Source organism: Embleya sp. NPDC020630, assembly GCF_044334985.1.
In the GTDB taxonomy this organism is placed as follows: domain Bacteria; phylum Actinomycetota; class Actinomycetes; order Streptomycetales; family Streptomycetaceae; genus Embleya.
The window spans coordinates 33,815-51,596 of the sequence record NZ_JBIRUB010000031.1 but is presented as its reverse complement, the minus strand read 5'-3'; the positions used below and the strand labels follow the sequence as shown (position 1 = coordinate 51,596).

Here is a 17,782-nt window from a genome sequence, read left to right as displayed (position 1 = left end):
GTCGATGCCGACGAACGCCGAGGCCTCAGGCACGGACCAGCGGGCCGCCGCGTCGGTGGCGAGACGGGCCCGATAGGTCTCCCAGGCTCGGATTGTGGCCGCGCTCGTACTGCTCGCCCACCTGGAACAACACAAGCGCCCGCCCACCGCGCCAGCGCGATGGACACGGTGCGCCAGCTGTCGGGGATCCGGATACCTCGCGTCCCGTTGGACGAGCCTTTGCCCAGGGTCCCCAGGATTCCGCGTCCCCGGGACGCCTTCCGCGACGAACGCCGTCACGCGTCGCGGATGCGCGTGGTGGTGGATCGGTGCAGGAGCGAGGCGGCGGCGGGAACGCGGGCGTGAGGGCGGAGCCGGGCGCGCATGAGGGCGATCGCGGTGTCGGCCCGTCCGCAGCGCAGGTCCGCTTGGTCGTCCACGAGTACATTCCACGCTTCGCAGGCCTCCTCCAGGCGGCCGAGGTCGAGGAGCGTCTCGGCGAGGATTCCGGAGGAGACGGCGCGGTGGCTTCGTTCGTGGGAGGGGCGGGCCCGGTTGCTGCGGGCCATCGCGGCAGCCGCGGCCTTCAGGTCGCCCATGCCGCGGTGGGTCAGGGCAGCGGTGTGTTCGAGGGAGGCGGTGTGGAAGCCGCCGCTGGGGCCGGAGGTTTGGTCGGCGTGTTCCAGGGCGCGTTCAGTGGCGGCGAGGTTGCGCAGGGCCGCGCGGCGGTCGCGGGCGCCGCCGGTGGCGGTGGCCATCGCGGCGGTGACGAACGCGCGGTGCAGGGGTTGCGCATTGATGCCGCCTGCGGCGGTGACGGCCTGTTCGGCGAGGTGGACAGCTGCGTTGTGGTGGTGCAGTCCCCGGGCCTGGACGGACATGCCGCGCAGGACGGTGGCGTAGGCGGGTCCGTCGTCGGCGGACGCGGCGAGCCGTAGCGCGAGGATGTACAGCTTCTGCGCGGCGGGGTGTTGTTCGGAGTCCCAGAAGTACCAGCCCACGAGGTAGGCGAGGGTGGACGCGGCGCGGTGCAGGTCGCGGCGCACGCCGTCGGCGGCGTCGGCCTTCAGGTCGACGGCGACCTCGTTGGTTAGGTAGGCCAGGGCGGTGTCGCGGACCGCGCCGGAGCCGTGCATCTCGTCGACCTGGGTAAACACGCGGGTCATCGCGCGCACGGCGGCCACGTCGCCGATGCCGATGCGCGGGCCGGCCGCGCTGGCGGTGAGGGTTCCGCGTTCGGCGATCTCCCGCCAGTCGGGCAGTCCCCAGGCAGCGGCGAGGGAGTAGGCGCCGGTGGTGATCAGCGTGCGTCGTCGCATGGTGCTCCCGAGTTCGGCGAGGGCGGCGGCGGGATCGAGGGCGAGACCGATCCCGACTCCGGCGCTCAAGGGCGCCATGCCGATATCGGACACCGTCACGGGTTTACCCAATCGGCGGGTCAACGCCTCCGCCAACAGTTCGGGCACCGGGTCGCGCGGCCGAGTGCCGGCCAGCCATTGCGCCACCGAGGGCCGGGCGTAGTGCAAAGCGTGGCCCGCCTCGGCGCCGATCGTATTCACCGCGCGGGCGATCGCCTCGTACGGGCAGCCGCTCTCGGCGACCAGCGCCCGCAGTAACGCGTTGGGCGCGCGGCCCGTGTTCACCATCACGGCCACCCCCGTGGCAGACGACGTGTGACGTCGATTAACGCGCTTAACGCCCCCGGAACGCCAGAGGCATGGTCGCTCGGCGCGCTCGCGACTTCACTGTCACCAAGGGCCCCGCCCGCGGGCGGGCCACAGGAATTGGAAGAAGATAGGGGAACGAAATCATGACGCCGTTGATCCTCGGCCGCAGGGCCGCCGTCACGGGCGGCACCGGCCGGCCGCTGCCCGAGTACCGCTACGACCCGACCGTCTGCGCGAACGTGGTTGCTGACGGAACCCTGCTGGTCCGCGCCGTCGACCCGGCGCTGGTCGCCGACTACACCCAGACCCAGGAGCCCTCCGGGCTCAAGACGGATGACTGACCCTGTTCCCGGGGTTGTGGTCGTGGCCGCCGAGGACGATCTCACCGCCGACCTGGTGGTGGATCGGCTCGGCGGCCACGCCGCCGTGGTGCTGCGGCTGGACCCCGGCCGCATGCGCGAAGACTTGAGTGTCGTCGGCCGCCTCGACCGGAACCGGTGGAACACGCGTCTGTGCCAAGGGGATCGGTCCGTGGTCCTGGACGGCGGGTGCGCGGTGTACTGGCGCAAGCCCACCCGACCCGAGGCGCACCCAGGGGCCGACGAGCGGTGGCGGGCGCACGAGAACACCACCGCGCTGCTGGGGCTCCTCAAGGCGGCCCGGCTCAGGGTGTGGGTGGACGATCCGACGGTGGTCGCGGCCGTGCGGTCGAAACCGGCACAGCTCGCGGCTGCGGCCCGGGTCGGGTTCACCGTGCCGGACACGCTGCTGACGTCCGATCCGGACGCGGTGCGCACTTTCGTCGCCGCACATCGGGATCGGGTCGTGGTCAAGGCCCAGACCCAGCGGCACACCACGTTCATCCCCACCACCCGCCTGCGCGCGAGCGACAATCAGGCCGCCATCGCCGGGACCGTGCACTACCTGCAGGCCCTGGTCGAGGACCGGGCGTTCGACGCGCGGGTGACCGTGGTCGGCGACCGGGTCTTCGCGGCCGCGATCGCCCACGACGAACTCGACTGTCGGGACGCCCCCGTGGACCATCACGAGGCGATCACCGCTCCCGGGCACATTGCGCGGGCCTGCGTGGAGCACGTGCGCGATCTCGGTCTCGCGTACAGCGCGTTGGACTTCGTCGTCGACCGCCGCGGTGTGTGGCACTACCTGGAGACCAACGTGGTGGGCGAGTTCGGCGCGATCGAGACGTACACCGGCCTGCCCATCTCCGCCGCGATCGCCCGCCTTCTCGTCCACGGCCCCACCACACCACCCGAACCCGCAAGGATGTGATGCATGGACCCGCTCCTCGCCGCCGCGCTCACCGCCCTCGACGTCACCGAGACCCCGCAGCCCCTGAGCCCCCACCACACCGATGCCTGGCGCACCACCGACTGGAAGATCAAGACCGCCGTGAACCCCGGCGGCACGGCTTCGCTGCTGCACGAGGCCCGCGCCGTCGCGCTCCTGCGCGAGGCGGGCCTGACCACGATGACCGCCGCACACGGCGAGAGCGACGGCGGCGCCTGGGCCGCGTTCGGCTGGCTGCCAGGCACCACCCTGTGGCAATGGTGTCGGCCGACCCGGGACAACACCGCGCCAGCAGACTTCGCAGGGCGCCTGCGGGCCGTCGCGGCGGCCGCGTTCACTGCGCTGGAGAGCCGGCACGCGGCCGGGTGGCGCCACGGCGACATCCACCCGGACAACATCCTCATCTCCCCCGACGAAAGCCGGGTCGACCTCATCGACCACGACCTCGCGCACCACCCGCGCCTGTTGCCCCTCCCTGGCCCGTACCGGGGCGGCGGCGACCAGGCCACCGCACCCGAGATCGCCCGCCGGCTCTTGGACACCGCCCCGGACGTTGACCTGGAACTGACCGACGCCGCCGAGATCTACAGCCTCGGCGCGGCAATCCGGTGGGCCTGGACCGGTGCCACCCCGGCCACCGACCGCATGGCCGGTCCCGGTGTCGCGCCCGGCGACGTCCTGGAGGACATCGCCACCACCCGACGGCGCGTGCCCCTGACCGACGCCCGACCGTGGGTCGACGCCGAACTGGAGGCGCTGATCGACACCGCCATGACGCTCGAACCCGGCGAACGCACGGTCGCCGGTGCCCTCGCCCGCCTCTCCCCCCGGCGACCGTCCCTTCCGCGGGCTTGAGCGTCGACGGCCGGCCCCAGCCATCCGTCGCGGTGCCGGGACGGGTGGCCGGGCCTACACGGTTGCCCCGTGGAGACCGCGCACCAGCTGCGAGTGTCGATGCCGGACATCAAGCCGGTGATGTGGCGGCGGACCCATGTCCACTCGCACGCCGCTGTCCGGGCTGCACGCCGTTATCCAGGTCGCCATGGGCTGGGACAACGCCCACCTGTGGGAGTTCGGCGCCTGGTGGGAGACGTACGGGCGCAACGGCCGCGAACCCTCCGCGTACAGCGCGTCGTCCACCGAGGAGGTCTCCAACTGCCGCACTGCCACCAGCAGCGTCGCCGTCCGCCGCACCGGCTCAAGACCCGCAGCGTCGGCGCCTTCGACGCCAGCCCGTGCCGCCGCCCGGGAGATCAGGGCCCACCGCCGAGTTGCAGGTCGCGGCGTTGACCGTTCACCACGGCGATCCGCTGTCCGGGGGCCGCATGGCCGGCCAGGACGTCGACGTCCTTGTCCGCCGGTACGTAGAGCACGACCGATGCCAGCCGGTCCAGAACCGCAGGAACGGCAGTGGGATCCGGGCAGATTACCGCCCGCACCCGACCACCGATGGATACCGGCACGCCCCACGCCCACCGTGCTTGCGGCGGGTCGAACACCGCGGGCTCCCCGGTCTGCCGAGGCGCTTCCTCGGCGACCAGTTGCGCGATCCCCGCCTGATGGAGTCGGCGGCGCCGCACATCCGGTGGTGGAGGCGCCGGAGGAAGACCGCGCCGGTAGGCCGCGAGCGCCGCAGCCTGCGCGGCCTCCGCCACCTCCGTCGCCGCCACCTGTTCGGCTTCCAGCGCGGCGTACGCGGCGGTCGTCCACCGCACCACCCGGTCCTGCTCCCGCCACGCCTGGTGGACACCGCTGCGCAGGCGTAGCGGCCGGGTCGTGTCGTCGCGTATCGCGGCCGCCAAGCGCACCAGCGGCAACGGCTCCACCGGCTCCCAGTGCCCGTGTCCCGGACACGGGCCCACTGCGGCCAGGTGGCTGCACTTGTGCCGCTTCGGGCACCAGCTCGACACGAACCGGGCCAGCCCGTCGATGATCATCAAGGTGCCGTCGTCCGCCCGTTCGACGCGGATCGATGGGGCCTGGCCCAGCCACGGCAGGCTGCGGTCGCTCACCCAGCACACCCCGACGCCGTCCTCGCGCATCCGGCGGCCGCGTTCCTCGACGTCCTCGATGGTGATCGCCGCCAACTGCGCCTCCCACGCCAGCGGGCGCCCTTGCGTGGGGTGGGTGGACAAGACGTCGGCCCGCCAGCCGTGGCCGGCCACCTCCAGCGCGCACACCCATCCCGCCTCCCGGGCGGCGCCAGCGAGTTCGGCCTTGAGCAGGTGGTGGGCCAGGCTCTCGCCGTGGTGCGGGCAGTCGGGCGTGACGACGTCGTGGGCGAAGAACCGCAGTTTCTTCGGTGACCGCTTCGCGCGCACCGCCCCCGTACACCCCGGGCAGGTCAGCGGAGCCCGCGGCCGCACCCGGTGAATGTCCTCCCAGCGCGCGCCGCACCTCAGGTCCGGCAACGTCGCGTCCACCGGCCCCAGATCGGCATGCATGGACCGCCCACCTCCCTCCACACGGCAGGGCACCCGCCCGGATTCTCACCCGGCCCCTGTACGCGCCAACCCCATCGACTGGAAGAGACCGCCCCACCACCACATTCGGGCCGGCCTCGTTCCGAACCGGACCGAATGCCGCAAACCCCGGACGTACCGGGCCCGTGGCTGCAACCGTTCGGGTGCGCCTTCGAGGCGCACCCACCCCATCGAGGAGTGTGACCATGCCGAAGCCCACGGCCGAACAGGCAGCCGCCGTCGACGCGTTCAGCACCCGAGACGACCTCGTCCTGCAGGCTGGCGCCGGAACGGGTAAGACGACCACGCTCACCATGCTCGCCGCCGGCGACCGGCGGCCCGGCAAATACCTGGCGTTCAACCGCTCGATCGCGCACGCCGCCAAGCGCGTGTTCCCGCAACAGGTCGACTGCCGCACCGCGCACTCCCTGGCGTTCGCCGGGGTCGGCCACCGCTACGCCCATCGCCTCGGCGGCGCCCGTGTCCCCAGCTGGAAGATCGGCGAAAGGCTCGGCATGCGGCCGATGAGCATCGCCATGGGCACCCGCAAGGTGACCCACAAGGCGGTCTCCTACACCGCGCTGCAGACCGTCATCCGGTTCTGCCAGTCCAGCGCGGACGAGATCGGCCGCCACCACGTCCCCCACCTGCGCGGCCTCGACCCCGACTGGCACCACCACCTCGTCGACCTCGCCCTGCCGTACGCGCACAGGGCCTGGGCCGACGTCCAGAACCCCGAGAGCGACATCGTGAAGTTCGGCCACGACCACTACCTGAAGATCTGGGCCCTGCAACGCCCCCACATCCCCGGCGACTTCCTCCTCCTCGACGAGGCCCAGGACACCAACCCCGTCGTGGAGCGCGTCTTCCTCGATCAACGCCACCACGCCCAACTCGTCATGGTCGGCGACTCCGCCCAGGCCATCTACGGCTGGCGCGGCGCCCGCGACGTCATGACCGACTTCGACGGCAACCAGCTCACCCTGTCCCGGTCCTTCCGTTTCGGCCCGGCCCTGGCCACCGAAGCCAACCGCTGGCTGCGGATCGTCGACGCGCCCCTGCGGCTGACCGGAACCACCGCGCTCAACACCGAACTCGGACCGGTGGAGCGGCCCGACGCCATCCTGTGCCGGACCAACGCGGGCTCCATCCTCGAAATCATGCAACTGCTCGAACAGGGCACGCGGGTCGGTCTCGTCGGCGGCGGCGGGCCGCTCAAGTCCCTCGCCCTCGCCGCCCAGGACCTCAAGGCCGGCCGACGCACCAGCCACCACGAACTGTTCCTGTTCGAGTCCTGGGGCGAGGTCCAGGAGTACGCCGAGGAAGACCCCGGCGGCCGCGACCTCAAACCCTTCGTCGACCTCATCGACGACGTCGGCCCCGAAGCCGTCCTCGCCGCCGTCGACGCGCTCACCGACGAGAAGCGGGCCGACATCCTCGTGTCCACGGCCCACAAGGCCAAGGGCCGCGAATGGGACACCGTCCGCATCGGCGACGACTTCGCCGACTGCGAACCCGAAGACATCGAAGCCGATGACGGCCACACCTACCCCGGCTACATCCCCGACACCGAAGCCCGCCTCGCGTACGTCGCCGTCACCCGCGCCCGCCACCGACTCGACCTCGGCGGCCTGAACTGGATCAACCAACACCCCGACGGCCAACCCGACACCGGCGAAGCCAGCCCCGGCCACCAACCGCCGGACGACGCATCCCCCTGGGACTCTCTCGGACATCCGCCCGCCTGACCGACCGACGATGCGCCTGCCGGTGTCCGTAGCAGTCGTCCAGGCGTATGGCCATACGCAGGCGGTATACAGCCTGCGTATGGGTTCGAGGCTCTCGGTGGCGCAGGATCGCAACAAGCGCGGAGCAGACGCACCGCAACGATCCGGAAGGCCTTGATGGGCAGGCACCAGACCCGCCTCGGCGGTCTCAGTGGTGGACATGGGCCAGGATCCAGTCCACGGCGGCGCGGACGAGGGTGGAGACGACACCGCCCGCCACGAGATGCAGCAGACGCGGACGTTCGGAAGTACGCGGGGGCCGGGCATGCGGCATCAACGAAAGTCCCTTCGAGGAGTGGGATTGCGATACATCCAGCCTGGCCGTGGTGCGCGTGTGCCGGTCGTGCTCCGGGAGGCACGGGTACGAAACGAGGCGGGCCCGGTACGTGCATCGGCCTGCGCCCGGACGTGCGGCACACGAGACTGGGCGACATCTGGCCCGATCGGGCCCGACCCGGAGGGGGACAACCGTGGCCATCCCGATGCCCGACGAACGCGCGTTACCACTCGGAGCGCGAAGGGAGTTGGTCGAGGAGTTCCACCGGCTCTACCGCGACGCCGGCTGGCCCGGGACTCGTCGGATGGCCGAGGACATCCGACAGCACGACGCCTCACCCACGACAGTCGCACACGAGACGCTCGCCGGTCTGCTGCACGGCCGCGCCGTCCCGGACTGGCCCCGCCTGGAGAGCGCGGTGCGCCACCTGGCGTCCGTATCCATCCGGCGCCCCGACGCCGACGAACTCGTACTCAGGTTCCACGAGTTGTGGAACGCCGAACGCGACGCCGCACCGCCGCCCTCCGCCGACGAAGGCATGACCGGTGCCGAGTGGTTCGCGATCGCGATGCCGGACGATGACCTCAGCCTGTTCGGGGACATGACCGTCACGTCCATCCTGGCGGATGCCGACCTCGATCCCGACGCACCCCTGACGTTGCGGACCGCACTCGTGATGCTCGCCCACCTGGAACGCCAAAGGCACACGTCCGTGCGACGGGAAGAAGAAGGACCGGCAGGGCCGCGGTGATGCGCTCGGTTCCCCAGGAAACGCGGGACGAACCAATGTCCAAATGGCCGCAACGTCGGCCCAGCAGAATGACTCCTCCCCCGCACCTGTTCCCCAACGGTCGGGAGTGACGTCCACCGAACGAGGGCTACGGGAGACGGGTGATCGCTCCGGAGACGAACCACTGCACGAGGGTGGCGGCCGCGTGCACGGCAGCGCGGGCCTCCTCGAGGGTTTCCGGGCGGGTGGGGGTCTGCTTGCCGTGACGGGAGGTCTGGCCGTCCCCAGCAACTGCATCATCCCCGTCGGGATCGCGACCGGGTCGGTGCTCGCGGCGGCCGTGGCGGTGACGAAGGCGAACTTGTGCGGCACGTTCTTGAGTTCGCCGAACATCGTGCCGAGGGTGGCCCGCGCGTGGTTGGGCTGGACGACGGCGTGGGCGGCGCATTCCACGGCCTTGATGGCGTTGCTGTACGACGTCGACGGGTCGGGGTCGAGCCCGTAGACAGCCGTCCACGCCGCGGTGAGGTGTTCGGCGGCGGAGCCGGCGGTGCTCACGTTCGCGGCCTCGGTGACCGCCTCGCCCCGTCCGCCGTGGCCGACGTGGCGGCCGAGGCCGGGGCGGCGGCACCGTTGCCGACTCTCGATCACCCGGAGCAGCGAGAAACCGGACATTGTGAGGGGCTTTCCGGACGGGCGCGGCCGTTGCGGCAGCGGCGTGGGGGCGTGCGCGCGAGGGTGGCCCTGCTTCCCCGCGACGCCCGCCGACCGGTGCTGGCGGCGGTACTCGCGGAAGCGGTGCGCCCCGCGTCGGCGGCCCTCTCGGGGCTGCCGGTCCCTGCCGCCGGAACACGGGGATCGAAGGAGAGGACTCCGCGATGTCTTCCACGACCTTGTCCCGTCCGGCGCGTTCCCGGACGCCGCACAGGACCGCGGCCGCCCTCGTGTCCCTGGTCGTCGCGGCCGGCCTGGTAGCGGCGGCCGCGCCGGCCGCCCACGCGGCCGCGTCCACCACCTGCACCGGCACCGCCACCGTCGGCTACAGCCCCGGGCTGACGCTCACACCGCAGACGGTCACCCTGAACGAAAGCGACTCCGTCCCCTCCTGCGTGTCCACGGACCCCACCATCACCGGCGTGGTCACCGGCCCGTACTCGTACCCCCTCGCGAACGCCTCCTGCAACAACGTGCAGGTGGACCCCGGCAGCGTCCTGGTCATCCACTGGAACAACGGACGAAGCTCCACCGTCGGCGGCCTCACCTACGTGACGACCACCACCCTGGGCATCTCGCAGACCATCGGCACCGGCACCGTCTCCGCAGGCGAGTTCACCGGCGCCGCCGGGATCCTCACCTGGCTGTTCCCGCTCGTCAACCCCCTGTCGTGCCTGACACCCGGCGGCCTGACCGGCCAAAGCGGCACCATCGTCGCCGAGGTCGTCGGCTGACACGGCGAACGACGCCCGCCGCACACGACGACGAGGGACACCGGCGACAACGGCTCGCCGACGGGAGGACACGCACAACACGGCCGCGCCCTCCGCCCGGGCCGGAAGACGCGTGCCGACGTCGACACCGGCTGGCCGCCGCCCTCCCCATCGGGAGCCGACGACCCTAACGGGCGCCGACCGTTCGCGAGATCGACCGGGAACACCTCAATCGACGATGCGACCGCCCGATTCCCCGAAGGCGGGCACATCGTGGGGTGTCATGTCGTCCCGCAGGGCTGGTGACGGGTACGTACTCGGACCGTGCCGTATCCGGCGGCGGGCGAGGGCCCAGGCCCCCCGGAGGGGGTGGTGCAATGCTCCCGAGGTGTGGTCCTCGCCGTGTTCGGCGCCCGGACGTGGGCACCGTCGTGCGGGCCCGCTCCCTCGGTTCCGTCGCGATGGCGCCGGCAGCGGTTCGGGCAAACCGTGTCAGCCGGCCGCGATACGTAGCTCTTTGATCACCGCGTCGATGCCCTCCCGGGCGAGCAGGGTGGCCAGGCGGCCTCGGTAGGTCCGTATCAGCGAGAGGCCCTCGGCGCCGAAGTCGAAGATCTTCAAGGAGCCGTCCCGTGCCGAGGACAGCCGGAACTCCACGGCGCAGCGTTCGTCGGCGGATCGGGTGGTGGTGGCGGGAACCCTCCAGCCGCGGTCCCGGGGAAGCGGGTTCACGGTGCCGATGGCGGCGTCTCCGACCAGGACTTCGCCGAGAACAGCGTGAAGGCGTACGCCCGGGAGGTGACGTTGTTCGTGAGGTTTCCGGAGACGTCGCGGAACAAGAGGTCGATCCCGGAATGCGACAGCGAGGATCCGCGGGCCTGCGGCCGGGTCCGGTTGTGGTCGGGCGGCCCGGCCGCGAACGGTGGCACGAATCACCGCCCGCCGCGATCGGCGTCGCCGCGCGACGCCGATCGAGACGAGTGCCTTGATCCTGTCCGCGTCCAGGCCCGGTCGGGGGCAGGTGGCGAGGATGATCGAGACGACGGTGCAGGTGACGGTGTCGCTGTCGTTGGCCGCGTTCGCGTCGGTGGGTGCGGAGGCGGTGCGGGTGGCGGTGATGTGCCCGACGCCGAGGGGCCGATCGGCGGCTCGAACGTGGCGGTCGCGGTGGATCCGTCAGGTGGAGCTGATCTCCAGCACGATGGTCGAGGTGAGACCGGACACCGTTCCCAGGCCGAGGTTGCAGGTGAGGATGGGGGTGGCCGCGCCGATCTGGGTCTGTACGACCGTGTCGCCGGTGAACAGCCCGGCGGTGACGGTGCCGGTGATGACGGTGACGGTGGTCGCGCCGACGACGGTGGACACGCGGTTGCCGGTCACGGTGGAGGTCTGGCCGGTGTTCCAGGTGATGGTGGCCGAGATGGTTCCGCTGCCGAGCAGGTCGACGCAGGAGAAGCCGGGTGCGGTGTAGGTGAGGTTGCGTGCGCCGGAGGTCACCGCGGGGTCGGTGGACACGCAGGGACTGTAGGAGATCACGCGGGTGGTGGTGACGGTCTGGGGTGTCGAGGTGAGGGCCGGGTTGTAGGTCGCGGTTTCGCCGCCGGTGCAGGTGACGTCGAGGACGGAGGCGTGGGCCGGGGTGGCGGGCAGCAACAACACCGCGGCGGCCAGGACGAATCCGATCACGACGGCCGGGAGGGTACGGGTGCGAGACAGGGCGGACATGGTGCCTCTTTTCTCGCAGGTGGGCAGGTGGGCAGGTGGGCAGGTGGCGGGCGGCTCGGATGGGGCCGGTCGCGCGACCGGGGGCGGGCGCGAACGCGCCTCGCGACGGACGCGACGAAACCCCGATCCGCCGGACACGACGGAGACCACGCCCGGAGCCCCGGGCGCGGTGCGGCGCGATGCCGGGTTGCCCGGCGGGTGCGAGGAATTGCACGAGACCCCCCTCGTGGGGCGCCTGTTCGTCCGGCCTCGAGGCCGGAGAGAGTACGCCTCCCCCCAATTCCTGCACAATGTCCGCACCGATACGGGGCGTTTGCCACTAACCGAACCGCGCCCCGGCGCGAATGGCCTGATTCGCCAACAGCGCCGGAATCCGCCAGCCGGGCCGGCATCTCGCCCGGGACGGTCGCTCGCTCCGCAAGGATCGGGGACCACCGCCCCACGATCGGTACGCGCGCACCGGGCAGGACGGACGATCGGGTCCTCCCGACCCGACGCCTCCGGCGCGGATCCCCCTCGCGTCCTCGGGGCCCGTTCCGGAGCAGCTCGGTGCGGGCGGTCACGACGCCCCTGTCGGCGGGCGACACGGTCTCAGTGAGCTCGACGGAGCAGGACGTGGTCCACGGGCCGACCGGCGCGGTCGGCGTACCGATCGTGGGGCGCACTGCACGCGACTTCGGACCGCCCGAGGAATCACAGTCCCCTGCACATGGGCGACGAAGACCCAACCCACTCGCGCAGGCAGCTTCGGACATCAACACATAACGTTGCCCCGAGAGTCCGACTCGACCGACGCCGACGACGTCGAGCGCCACCCGTGCCCGAGGTGCGCGGTCGCGGCCGGGTCGCCGTGCCGCTCGCGCTCCGGTGCGGTCGCCGGCGCCTACCACACCGGCCGGTTCACCAAGGTCCCCCGACTGGCGAAGCTCCTGCGGGTGCCGACGCCGGCCGACCGGGGCCCGGGACGGTCGTGGCGGCCGGGCACCCCGGTCCCGCTCGCGATCGCGCCGGATACCCCGAGCGCCGACATCCGCATCGGGTACGCGCGTTGCTCGACGCTCACGCAGGAGCTCCAGTCGCGGTTGGACGCGCTCGCCGCGCACGGCGTCCAGAGGGACAAGATCTTCTCGGAGAAGATCAGCACTCGGGTGCGGGTGCGCCCGCAGTTCGAGGCCGCCCTCGCGCTCGCCCGCGAGATCAAGGCCCACGCCCCGCACTGCCGGGTGATCCTGGCGGTGTACGAGATGAAGCGGCTGGGGCGGGACGCGGCCGAACTCACAGCCCTGGCCGACCACTTGACCACGCACGGCCTGGTGCTGGAGATGCTCGCCGGACCGCTGCCCGGAATCTACGACCCCACCGGCCCCGGGCGCATCCTGTTCGGGTTCTTCGCGGCGATGGCGGAGACCGAACGCGAGAACGTCCGTGAGGCCACCCTCGAAGGACTCGACGCCGCCGCACGCAAGGGCAGGCACGACGGCCGCCCTGCGGCAATCACCGACGACATGCTGCACACCGTGCTCCGCCGCAAGGCCGCCGGCGAGAGCGTCGCAGCGATCCGCCCGGACCTGATCATCCCCACCCGCAAACGCAAGGGACAAAGCCCCAGCCTCGCCAGCGTCTACCGCGCACTCGCCGAGCACGACAAGGCCACGGCCTACCCCGAAGCCGTCGAACAGGCCCACGCCGACTTCGCCCACCGGGCCGACGACGACATCCCCCGACCCGTCCGGGCGCGCATCGCAACTCTCGACGCACCGCCGACACGCGAGGAGCTCGACCTTCGGCAACACCTGATCACACAACGAGCCGAACTGTCCGCGACCGAGGATCGACCCCACCACTGACCGGCAGTGTCAAGTGTTTTGACAGCAACGCCGGTTTTCCGTTCCGTTCCTACAACCGACCGCACCACTACGCGCTGCACTTCGTGACCACTACGTTCACGCCGCGGTGCCTGGCGCGGTCCGACCGGGTTACCTGTATCGGTAAGTCGGTAAATAGTTACCGGGGACACCGGCGGGTTCCTCACGGCCACCGACGACGAGGGAACCACGGAGTATCGACGGCTACGACGCGGCTCGCATCGAAGAGTACGCCGGGCACCTCGCCACGATGTCCCGGCAGCTCGGCGGGTACGCACGGCAGATCGTCGTGCCCTCGCAACCCGGTTCGGGCCGGTGTGTCAACGGCCTTTGAGTCCTCCCCGCTGGCGGCCAGATAATCAACGCGCTGGCGGCCGATATGCCCTCCCCAACGGCGGCCGGATAATTCCCCGCTGTTGGTGGGTGGGTCAGCGCAAGGGGATCACCCCTTGGCCGGAGGTTGCCTGGTTGAGCCGGAAGGAATCACCCTGGGTGACCACGACGTGGGCGTGATGCAGGAGTCGGTCGACGGTCGCGGTGGCGAGGGTCTTGGTCATGATCTCGTCGAAGCCGGACGGGTGGAGGTTGCTGCTGACCGCGAGCGCGCGTCGTTCGTAGGCGGCGTCGACCAGGCGGTAGAAGCCCTCGGCGGCGTCCGGACTGACGGGCAACAGGCCGATGTCGTCGACGATGATCAGGTCGGTGCGGATCAGACGGGCCATCGCGCGGGCGAGGGAATCGTCCGCCCGGTGTCGTCGGACCAGGGCGCCCAGGTCCTCGATGGTGAACCAGGCGACCGTCATGCCCGCCTCGATCGCGGCTTGCCCGAGGGCCTCGGTGAAGTGGGACTTCCCGGTCCCCGAGGGCCCGCAGATACAGAGATTCTCCTTGCGGGTGACCCATTCGAGCATCTTCAGCGAGTCCTGGGTCGGCCGCGGGATCGAGGAAGCGGTCTCGTCCCAGTCCCCGAAGGTCTTCCCGGCCGGGAACCCGGCCCGCTTTCGCCGGGTCCGCAGGTTGGCCGCGTCGCGGCCGGCGGCTTCCTCGGCGAGCAGGACCCGGACGACCTCGGCGGGGTCCCAACGTTGGGCCTTCGCCGTGGGGATGAGATCGGTCAACGCCCGCCGCATGTGCGGGAGTTTCAATCGTTTGGTGAGCTCGATGGCCTCGGACAGAGGGTTGCCATGGGCACCGGTGACGCGGATCGGGGTGGCCATCAGTTCTTGTCCTTCTCGTGGGCGAGACCGAAGTTGGACCAGGCGGAGGTGCCCGGCTGCAGGCTGTGTACTTCCGAGGCCCGGGTCGGTTCGATGCTTTCCAGACCGGATTGGTAGGTGAGGATGCGGATCAGGTCGTTCTCGGCGAACCGGCCGGCGATCGCCGCGGAGCCGAGCGCCCGGTCGACGTCGGCGGCCGAGTGAAGCTTGGCCAGCGCGACGGCCTCGGCCATCTTCGACTTGATCCGCCGGGCGCCCGCGGCTCCCGCTTCGACCAGCCAGGACGCCGCCCCCGGCCCGAGGGCCAGGAACGCGGCCTCCTCGGCCGAGTTCGCCCGCGGGGTCCGGTCGTTCTCCTTGTTCTCCCGCGGCGGGTAGTGCTCGTCGACGATCACCGGGCTGCCCGGGACGGAGCGCTTGTGGCGGGCGACCTCCGCCGGTCCCGCGTCGCCGACCGAGGTGACGATGAGTTCGTCGCCGTGGAAACGGGCCCAGACCCGGGTGTCGATCAGCTCGTGCGGGACCGAGTAGCGCACGCCCTCGACGGAGATGGTGGCGTCCCAGCAGACCCGGCGGGTGGTGCCGAACGCGACGGTGAACGGTTCCTTGGGCAACGGGTGCAGCCGGACCTGTTCCTCCACCAGCATCTCGGCGGGCGTGCGGCGGGTCTCGCGGTGGACGCGATCGTTGACGTCGTCGCAGAACTGGCGGCAGGCCGCCTCGAGTTGGCCGAAGCTCGCGTACTGGGCGAGCAGGTTCGCGTCGGTGGGCACCAGGTCGGCCTTCGCGATCCGCACGGTCGCCTCGGATCCGCCCTTGGACTCGGGGTCGGCGGGCAGGCAGGTGCGGATCGTCATGCCGTAATGCCGTCCGACCTCGACGATCTCGGGGTTGCGGATCGCGATGTTCGCGATGTGGGTGGCGGTGACGGTCTTCTCGTTGTCGGTCAGACCGTAGGTGGGAACCCCGCCGATCCGCCGCAACGTCGCGTCCAGGCAGGCCACGATCGTGGGCAGCGTCTTGTCGAACACCGGGATCACGACCCGGAACCGCGACCAGGACAACCACACGCACCACAGGGACGTTCGACGACCGCCGATCCTCGGACCCTCCCCCCAGTCCCATTGCATCCACAGTCCCGGCTCGACGATCCACGGCCGATAGACCCTGCGCTGTCCGGCTCGCAGAGCCGCCTTGGCCTCGGCGACCGCGCGGCGGGTGGTGCGTTCCCCGCCGGTGAAGCCCATCGCGGTGATCCGGCGGTGCACCACGTCGGCACGTATCCGGCCGCGCGAGTTGACCACCAACTCCTCGATCTTCCCCAGGTATTCATCGATCGGACGGGCCCGGTGGGCGCGGGCCACCGGGCGCTCCCCGGTCTCACGCATCCGGACATACCTGGCCACGGTGTGGTGGTCGCACCCGGCCAGCTCGGCCGCCGCACGGTAACTCCCCGTGAGGTCGTATGCCTCGAGGATTTCCATGATCTCCCTGCTGTTCTTCACACCGGTCAGCCTCGCCGACCGGTATATCCGTCCAGGTCCGGGGAGGTATCTGGCCATACGTGGGGAAGATCGTGGCCATCAGTGGGCCGATAAATGGCCGCCTACGGGGAGTATCCAATGACCGCTGTCACCGGTGAAAGCCGTCGGACGACGGCTCGATGTAGGTGGGAAACGACAGTGGTTGTGGGTGGTGGCGACGTGAGCGTGGCGTTGGCGACGACGTCGCAGTGGTGTCGCCGGTGTCCGGCGAACCCGCGACGGGGTTCGCCGGACACCGGTCGTGGAGCGGTTCGGTCAGGGGCAGACGGCGAGGATGACGGAGACGACGGTGCAGGTGGCGGTGTCGCTGTCGTTTGCGGGGTTGGGGTCGGGTGGGGCGGACGCGGTGCGGGTGCCGGTGACCGAGACGTGTCCCAGCGAGAGCAGGTGCAGGGGGACGCGGAACGACTTGGACGCGCCGGCGCCGTTGGCGATGGCCCCGTAGGTGCAGGTCACGGTGCCCGGGCTTACGGCGCATCCGGGCGAGGGGTCGGTGGCGCTCACGCCCGCCGGCAGGGCGGCGGTGATCGTGGCCGAGGTCACGGCGTCGGGTCCGGTGTTGTTCGCGGTCAGGGTGTAGGTGAGGTAGGGCACCAGGATGCCCAGGTGCGGTTGTGCGGTGACGTCGACCGCGATGTCGGCCTTGGGGTTGGGGAAGGTGAACACGATCAGACCGTCGCCGGCGTTGGCGCCGTCGGTGACCGAGGACGGCGAGCCGGGGACGGTGCCGGACACCAGGCTGGTGCCGCCGCCCCCGCTCCCGCCGGCACCGCCGGTCTGCCCGCCGCCGGGGAGGAAGCCCACGCCGCCGCCACCACCGGCACCGCCGGAGCCGTGGCCGGCGCCGCCCTGGCCGCCGTAGCCGGCGTTGAAGTAGACGTTGGGGCTGGGGAATCCTCCGGGCTTGTTCGGCCAGGACCCGGGGTTGCCGGCATTGGGTCCGGGGACTTGTCCGGCGCTCGCTCCCGTGCCGCCGACACCGCCCGTGGTCGCGGTGCCGGCGCCTCCGCCGCCGCCCCCGCCGCCGACCGAGTCGCCGGCTCCCGCGGCTCCCGAGGCGGCGCTGTCGCCGCCGGGAGTGCCGGGGAAGGCGGGGGTCGCGATGCCGGGTCCGCCGGCGCCGCCGCCGGAGCCGGCCGTGAGTAACGGGGTGCCGCCGGAGTCGACCACCGCGACCAGGCCGCCGCCCAGGCCCGAGGAGCCGGCGTAGCTGGACAGGCGCCCGCCCTGCCTGCCGACGGTGACGTTCAGCGTGGCGCCGGGGGTCACGGCCAGAGTGGCCTCGACGTGCGCGCCCTTGCCGCCGGGCACCCCGTCGGCCGAGGCACCTCCGGCCGCGCCGTCGAGGACGACCTGCCCGAAAGTGACGTCGGCGGGCACGGTCAGGCTGCCGGCGCCTCCGGCGGTGCAGGTAATCGTGGTGGTGGTCGCGGTCACCACCGGGGTCGCGCAGACCCCGGCGGCCGACGCCGGGGGCGCGGCCAGGGCGACCAGGCCCGCGCACAGCAGCGCGCACGAGGCCGCAGCGGCCCCCAGGCGCCGCCGCGGTCGCGGAAGACGTACGCGAGAGGGAATGTTCGTGGTCATGGGATCGTGGTCCCTTCCGAACCGTCGGCGCCGCGGCGGTCCGGGGTCCGGGTGGCCCCTCGCGTCCCCCGCCGGCGCGATCGTGCCCCACACGGAGGAGTCGCCGACGGGCCGACGGCGCGCACCGCGCACCGTCCGCCATCACCGGCCCCCACCGTGGTCCACGATGGCACGCGACCCCGATCGTCCGTGACGAAACGCGTGAAT

The 17,782-nt window shown here is 71.5% G+C and carries 17 protein-coding genes and 1 pseudogene; 9 read left to right on the top strand and 9 right to left on the bottom strand.

Going from position 1 to position 17,782, the window contains the following annotated elements; genetic code table 11:
- Nucleotides 1–275: 275 nt before the first annotated feature.
- Nucleotides 276–1,625, bottom strand: coding sequence for a hypothetical protein (locus tag ACH4XV_RS44640; protein ID WP_395799691.1), 1,350 nt, complete (start codon nt 1,623–1,625; stop codon nt 276–278).
- A 164-nt stretch (nt 1,626–1,789) separates the two neighbouring features.
- Here ACH4XV_RS44640 and ACH4XV_RS44635 point away from each other — a divergent pair, with 164 nt between their 5' ends.
- The 4 genes and pseudogenes from ACH4XV_RS44635 to ACH4XV_RS44620 all read left to right on the top strand — a co-directional run.
- Complete coding sequence (locus ACH4XV_RS44635) at nt 1,790–1,987, top strand: hypothetical protein (RefSeq protein WP_395799689.1); 198 nt, start codon at nt 1,790–1,792, stop codon at nt 1,985–1,987.
- Nucleotides 1,988–2,009: 22 nt separating this feature from the next.
- A complete protein-coding gene (locus ACH4XV_RS44630; RefSeq protein ID WP_395799687.1) occupies nt 2,010–2,936 on the top strand; it encodes a hypothetical protein in 927 nt (308 codons plus the stop codon).
- 3 nt (nt 2,937–2,939) lie between these two features.
- Nucleotides 2,940–3,809 carry a phosphotransferase gene (locus tag ACH4XV_RS44625; protein ID WP_395799686.1) on the top strand — a complete coding sequence of 290 codons (870 nt, stop codon included), beginning with the start codon at nt 2,940–2,942 and terminating at the stop codon, nt 3,807–3,809.
- 136 nt (nt 3,810–3,945) lie between these two features.
- Nucleotides 3,946–4,059, top strand: a pseudogene (locus ACH4XV_RS44620) (hypothetical protein); the annotation flags it as partial.
- 148 nt (nt 4,060–4,207) lie between these two features.
- Here ACH4XV_RS44620 and ACH4XV_RS44615 read toward each other — a convergent pair.
- A complete protein-coding gene (locus tag ACH4XV_RS44615) occupies nt 4,208–5,398 on the bottom strand; it encodes a hypothetical protein (protein ID WP_395799684.1) in 1,191 nt (396 codons plus the stop codon).
- A gap of 224 nt (nt 5,399–5,622) precedes the next feature.
- On the opposite strand from ACH4XV_RS44615, the gene ACH4XV_RS44610 reads away from it, so the two are divergent.
- On the top strand, nt 5,623–7,164 hold the full coding sequence (locus ACH4XV_RS44610) for a UvrD-helicase domain-containing protein (protein ID WP_395799682.1): 1,542 nt from the start codon (nt 5,623–5,625) through the stop codon (nt 7,162–7,164).
- A 187-nt stretch (nt 7,165–7,351) separates the two neighbouring features.
- On the opposite strand, the gene ACH4XV_RS44605 is transcribed toward ACH4XV_RS44610, so the two are convergent.
- Nucleotides 7,352–7,477 carry a hypothetical protein gene (locus ACH4XV_RS44605; protein WP_395799680.1) on the bottom strand — a complete coding sequence of 42 codons (126 nt, stop codon included), beginning with the start codon at nt 7,475–7,477 and terminating at the stop codon, nt 7,352–7,354.
- A gap of 196 nt (nt 7,478–7,673) precedes the next feature.
- Between ACH4XV_RS44605 and ACH4XV_RS44600 the strand changes: the two genes are divergently transcribed.
- The 3 genes from ACH4XV_RS44600 to ACH4XV_RS44590 all read left to right on the top strand — a co-directional run bounded on the left by ACH4XV_RS44600 (nt 7,674) and on the right by ACH4XV_RS44590 (nt 9,658).
- Nucleotides 7,674–8,231 (top strand): hypothetical protein, encoded by a 558-nt coding sequence (locus ACH4XV_RS44600; protein ID WP_395799678.1) that lies wholly within the window; start codon nt 7,674–7,676, stop codon nt 8,229–8,231.
- A 184-nt stretch (nt 8,232–8,415) separates the two neighbouring features.
- Nucleotides 8,416–8,715, top strand: a complete 300-nt coding sequence (locus ACH4XV_RS44595; protein WP_395799676.1) for a hypothetical protein — start codon at nt 8,416–8,418, stop codon at nt 8,713–8,715.
- A gap of 373 nt (nt 8,716–9,088) precedes the next feature.
- Nucleotides 9,089–9,658, top strand: coding sequence for a hypothetical protein (locus ACH4XV_RS44590; protein ID WP_395799674.1), 570 nt, complete (start codon nt 9,089–9,091; stop codon nt 9,656–9,658).
- A gap of 471 nt (nt 9,659–10,129) precedes the next feature.
- Here ACH4XV_RS44590 and ACH4XV_RS44585 read toward each other — a convergent pair whose 3' ends face one another.
- The 3 genes from ACH4XV_RS44585 to ACH4XV_RS44575 all read right to left on the bottom strand — a co-directional run bounded on the left by ACH4XV_RS44585 (nt 10,130) and on the right by ACH4XV_RS44575 (nt 11,362).
- Entirely contained in the window at nt 10,130–10,369 is a 240-nt protein-coding gene (locus ACH4XV_RS44585) for an ABC transporter substrate-binding protein (protein ID WP_395799672.1), read from the bottom strand.
- Nucleotides 10,366–10,566 carry a hypothetical protein gene (locus ACH4XV_RS44580; protein ID WP_395799670.1) on the bottom strand — a complete coding sequence of 67 codons (201 nt, stop codon included), beginning with the start codon at nt 10,564–10,566 and terminating at the stop codon, nt 10,366–10,368. Before ACH4XV_RS44580 ends, ACH4XV_RS44585 begins: the two co-directional genes overlap by 4 nt.
- A 247-nt stretch (nt 10,567–10,813) precedes the next feature.
- Nucleotides 10,814–11,362: a hypothetical protein gene (locus tag ACH4XV_RS44575; RefSeq protein ID WP_395799668.1), complete on the bottom strand. Its 549-nt coding sequence runs from the start codon at nt 11,360–11,362 to the stop codon at nt 10,814–10,816.
- A gap of 767 nt (nt 11,363–12,129) precedes the next feature.
- On the opposite strand from ACH4XV_RS44575, the gene ACH4XV_RS44570 reads away from it, so the two are divergent.
- Nucleotides 12,130–13,209, top strand: coding sequence for a recombinase family protein (locus ACH4XV_RS44570; protein WP_395799666.1), 1,080 nt, complete (start codon nt 12,130–12,132; stop codon nt 13,207–13,209).
- A 446-nt stretch (nt 13,210–13,655) separates the two neighbouring features.
- Here the strand turns inward: ACH4XV_RS44570 and istB are convergent, their stop codons facing one another.
- From istB to ACH4XV_RS44555, 3 genes are all read right to left on the bottom strand, one after another.
- Nucleotides 13,656–14,444 carry an IS21-like element helper ATPase IstB gene (istB, locus tag ACH4XV_RS44565; protein ID WP_395799664.1) on the bottom strand — a complete coding sequence of 263 codons (789 nt, stop codon included), beginning with the start codon at nt 14,442–14,444 and terminating at the stop codon, nt 13,656–13,658.
- Nucleotides 14,444–15,949: an IS21 family transposase gene (gene istA, locus ACH4XV_RS44560; RefSeq protein ID WP_395799662.1), complete on the bottom strand. Its 1,506-nt coding sequence runs from the start codon at nt 15,947–15,949 to the stop codon at nt 14,444–14,446. Before istA ends, istB begins: the two co-directional genes overlap by 1 nt.
- A gap of 294 nt (nt 15,950–16,243) precedes the next feature.
- Nucleotides 16,244–17,575 (bottom strand): hypothetical protein, encoded by a 1,332-nt coding sequence (locus ACH4XV_RS44555; RefSeq protein ID WP_395799660.1) that lies wholly within the window; start codon nt 17,573–17,575, stop codon nt 16,244–16,246.
- Nucleotides 17,576–17,782 lie beyond the last annotated feature (207 nt).

Excerpts from the sequence above, each read along its gene's own strand:
- ACH4XV_RS44640 (WP_395799691.1), bottom strand. The coding sequence starts at position 1,625 with ATGGTGAACACGGGCCGCGCGCCCAACGCGTTACTGCGGGCGCTGGTC.
- ACH4XV_RS44635 (WP_395799689.1), top strand. The coding sequence starts at position 1,790 with ATGACGCCGTTGATCCTCGGCCGCAGGGCCGCCGTCACGGGCGGCACC.
- ACH4XV_RS44625 (WP_395799686.1), top strand. The coding sequence starts at position 2,940 with ATGGACCCGCTCCTCGCCGCCGCGCTCACCGCCCTCGACGTCACCGAG.
- ACH4XV_RS44615 (WP_395799684.1), bottom strand. The coding sequence starts at position 5,398 with ATGCATGCCGATCTGGGGCCGGTGGACGCGACGTTGCCGGACCTGAGG.
- ACH4XV_RS44610 (WP_395799682.1), top strand. The coding sequence starts at position 5,623 with ATGCCGAAGCCCACGGCCGAACAGGCAGCCGCCGTCGACGCGTTCAGC.
- ACH4XV_RS44605 (WP_395799680.1), bottom strand. The coding sequence starts at position 7,477 with ATGCCGCATGCCCGGCCCCCGCGTACTTCCGAACGTCCGCGTCTGCTG.
- ACH4XV_RS44590 (WP_395799674.1), top strand. The coding sequence starts at position 9,089 with ATGTCTTCCACGACCTTGTCCCGTCCGGCGCGTTCCCGGACGCCGCAC.
- ACH4XV_RS44575 (WP_395799668.1), bottom strand. The coding sequence starts at position 11,362 with ATGTCCGCCCTGTCTCGCACCCGTACCCTCCCGGCCGTCGTGATCGGA.
- istB (WP_395799664.1), bottom strand. The coding sequence starts at position 14,444 with ATGGCCACCCCGATCCGCGTCACCGGTGCCCATGGCAACCCTCTGTCC.
- ACH4XV_RS44555 (WP_395799660.1), bottom strand. The coding sequence starts at position 17,575 with ATGACCACGAACATTCCCTCTCGCGTACGTCTTCCGCGACCGCGGCGG.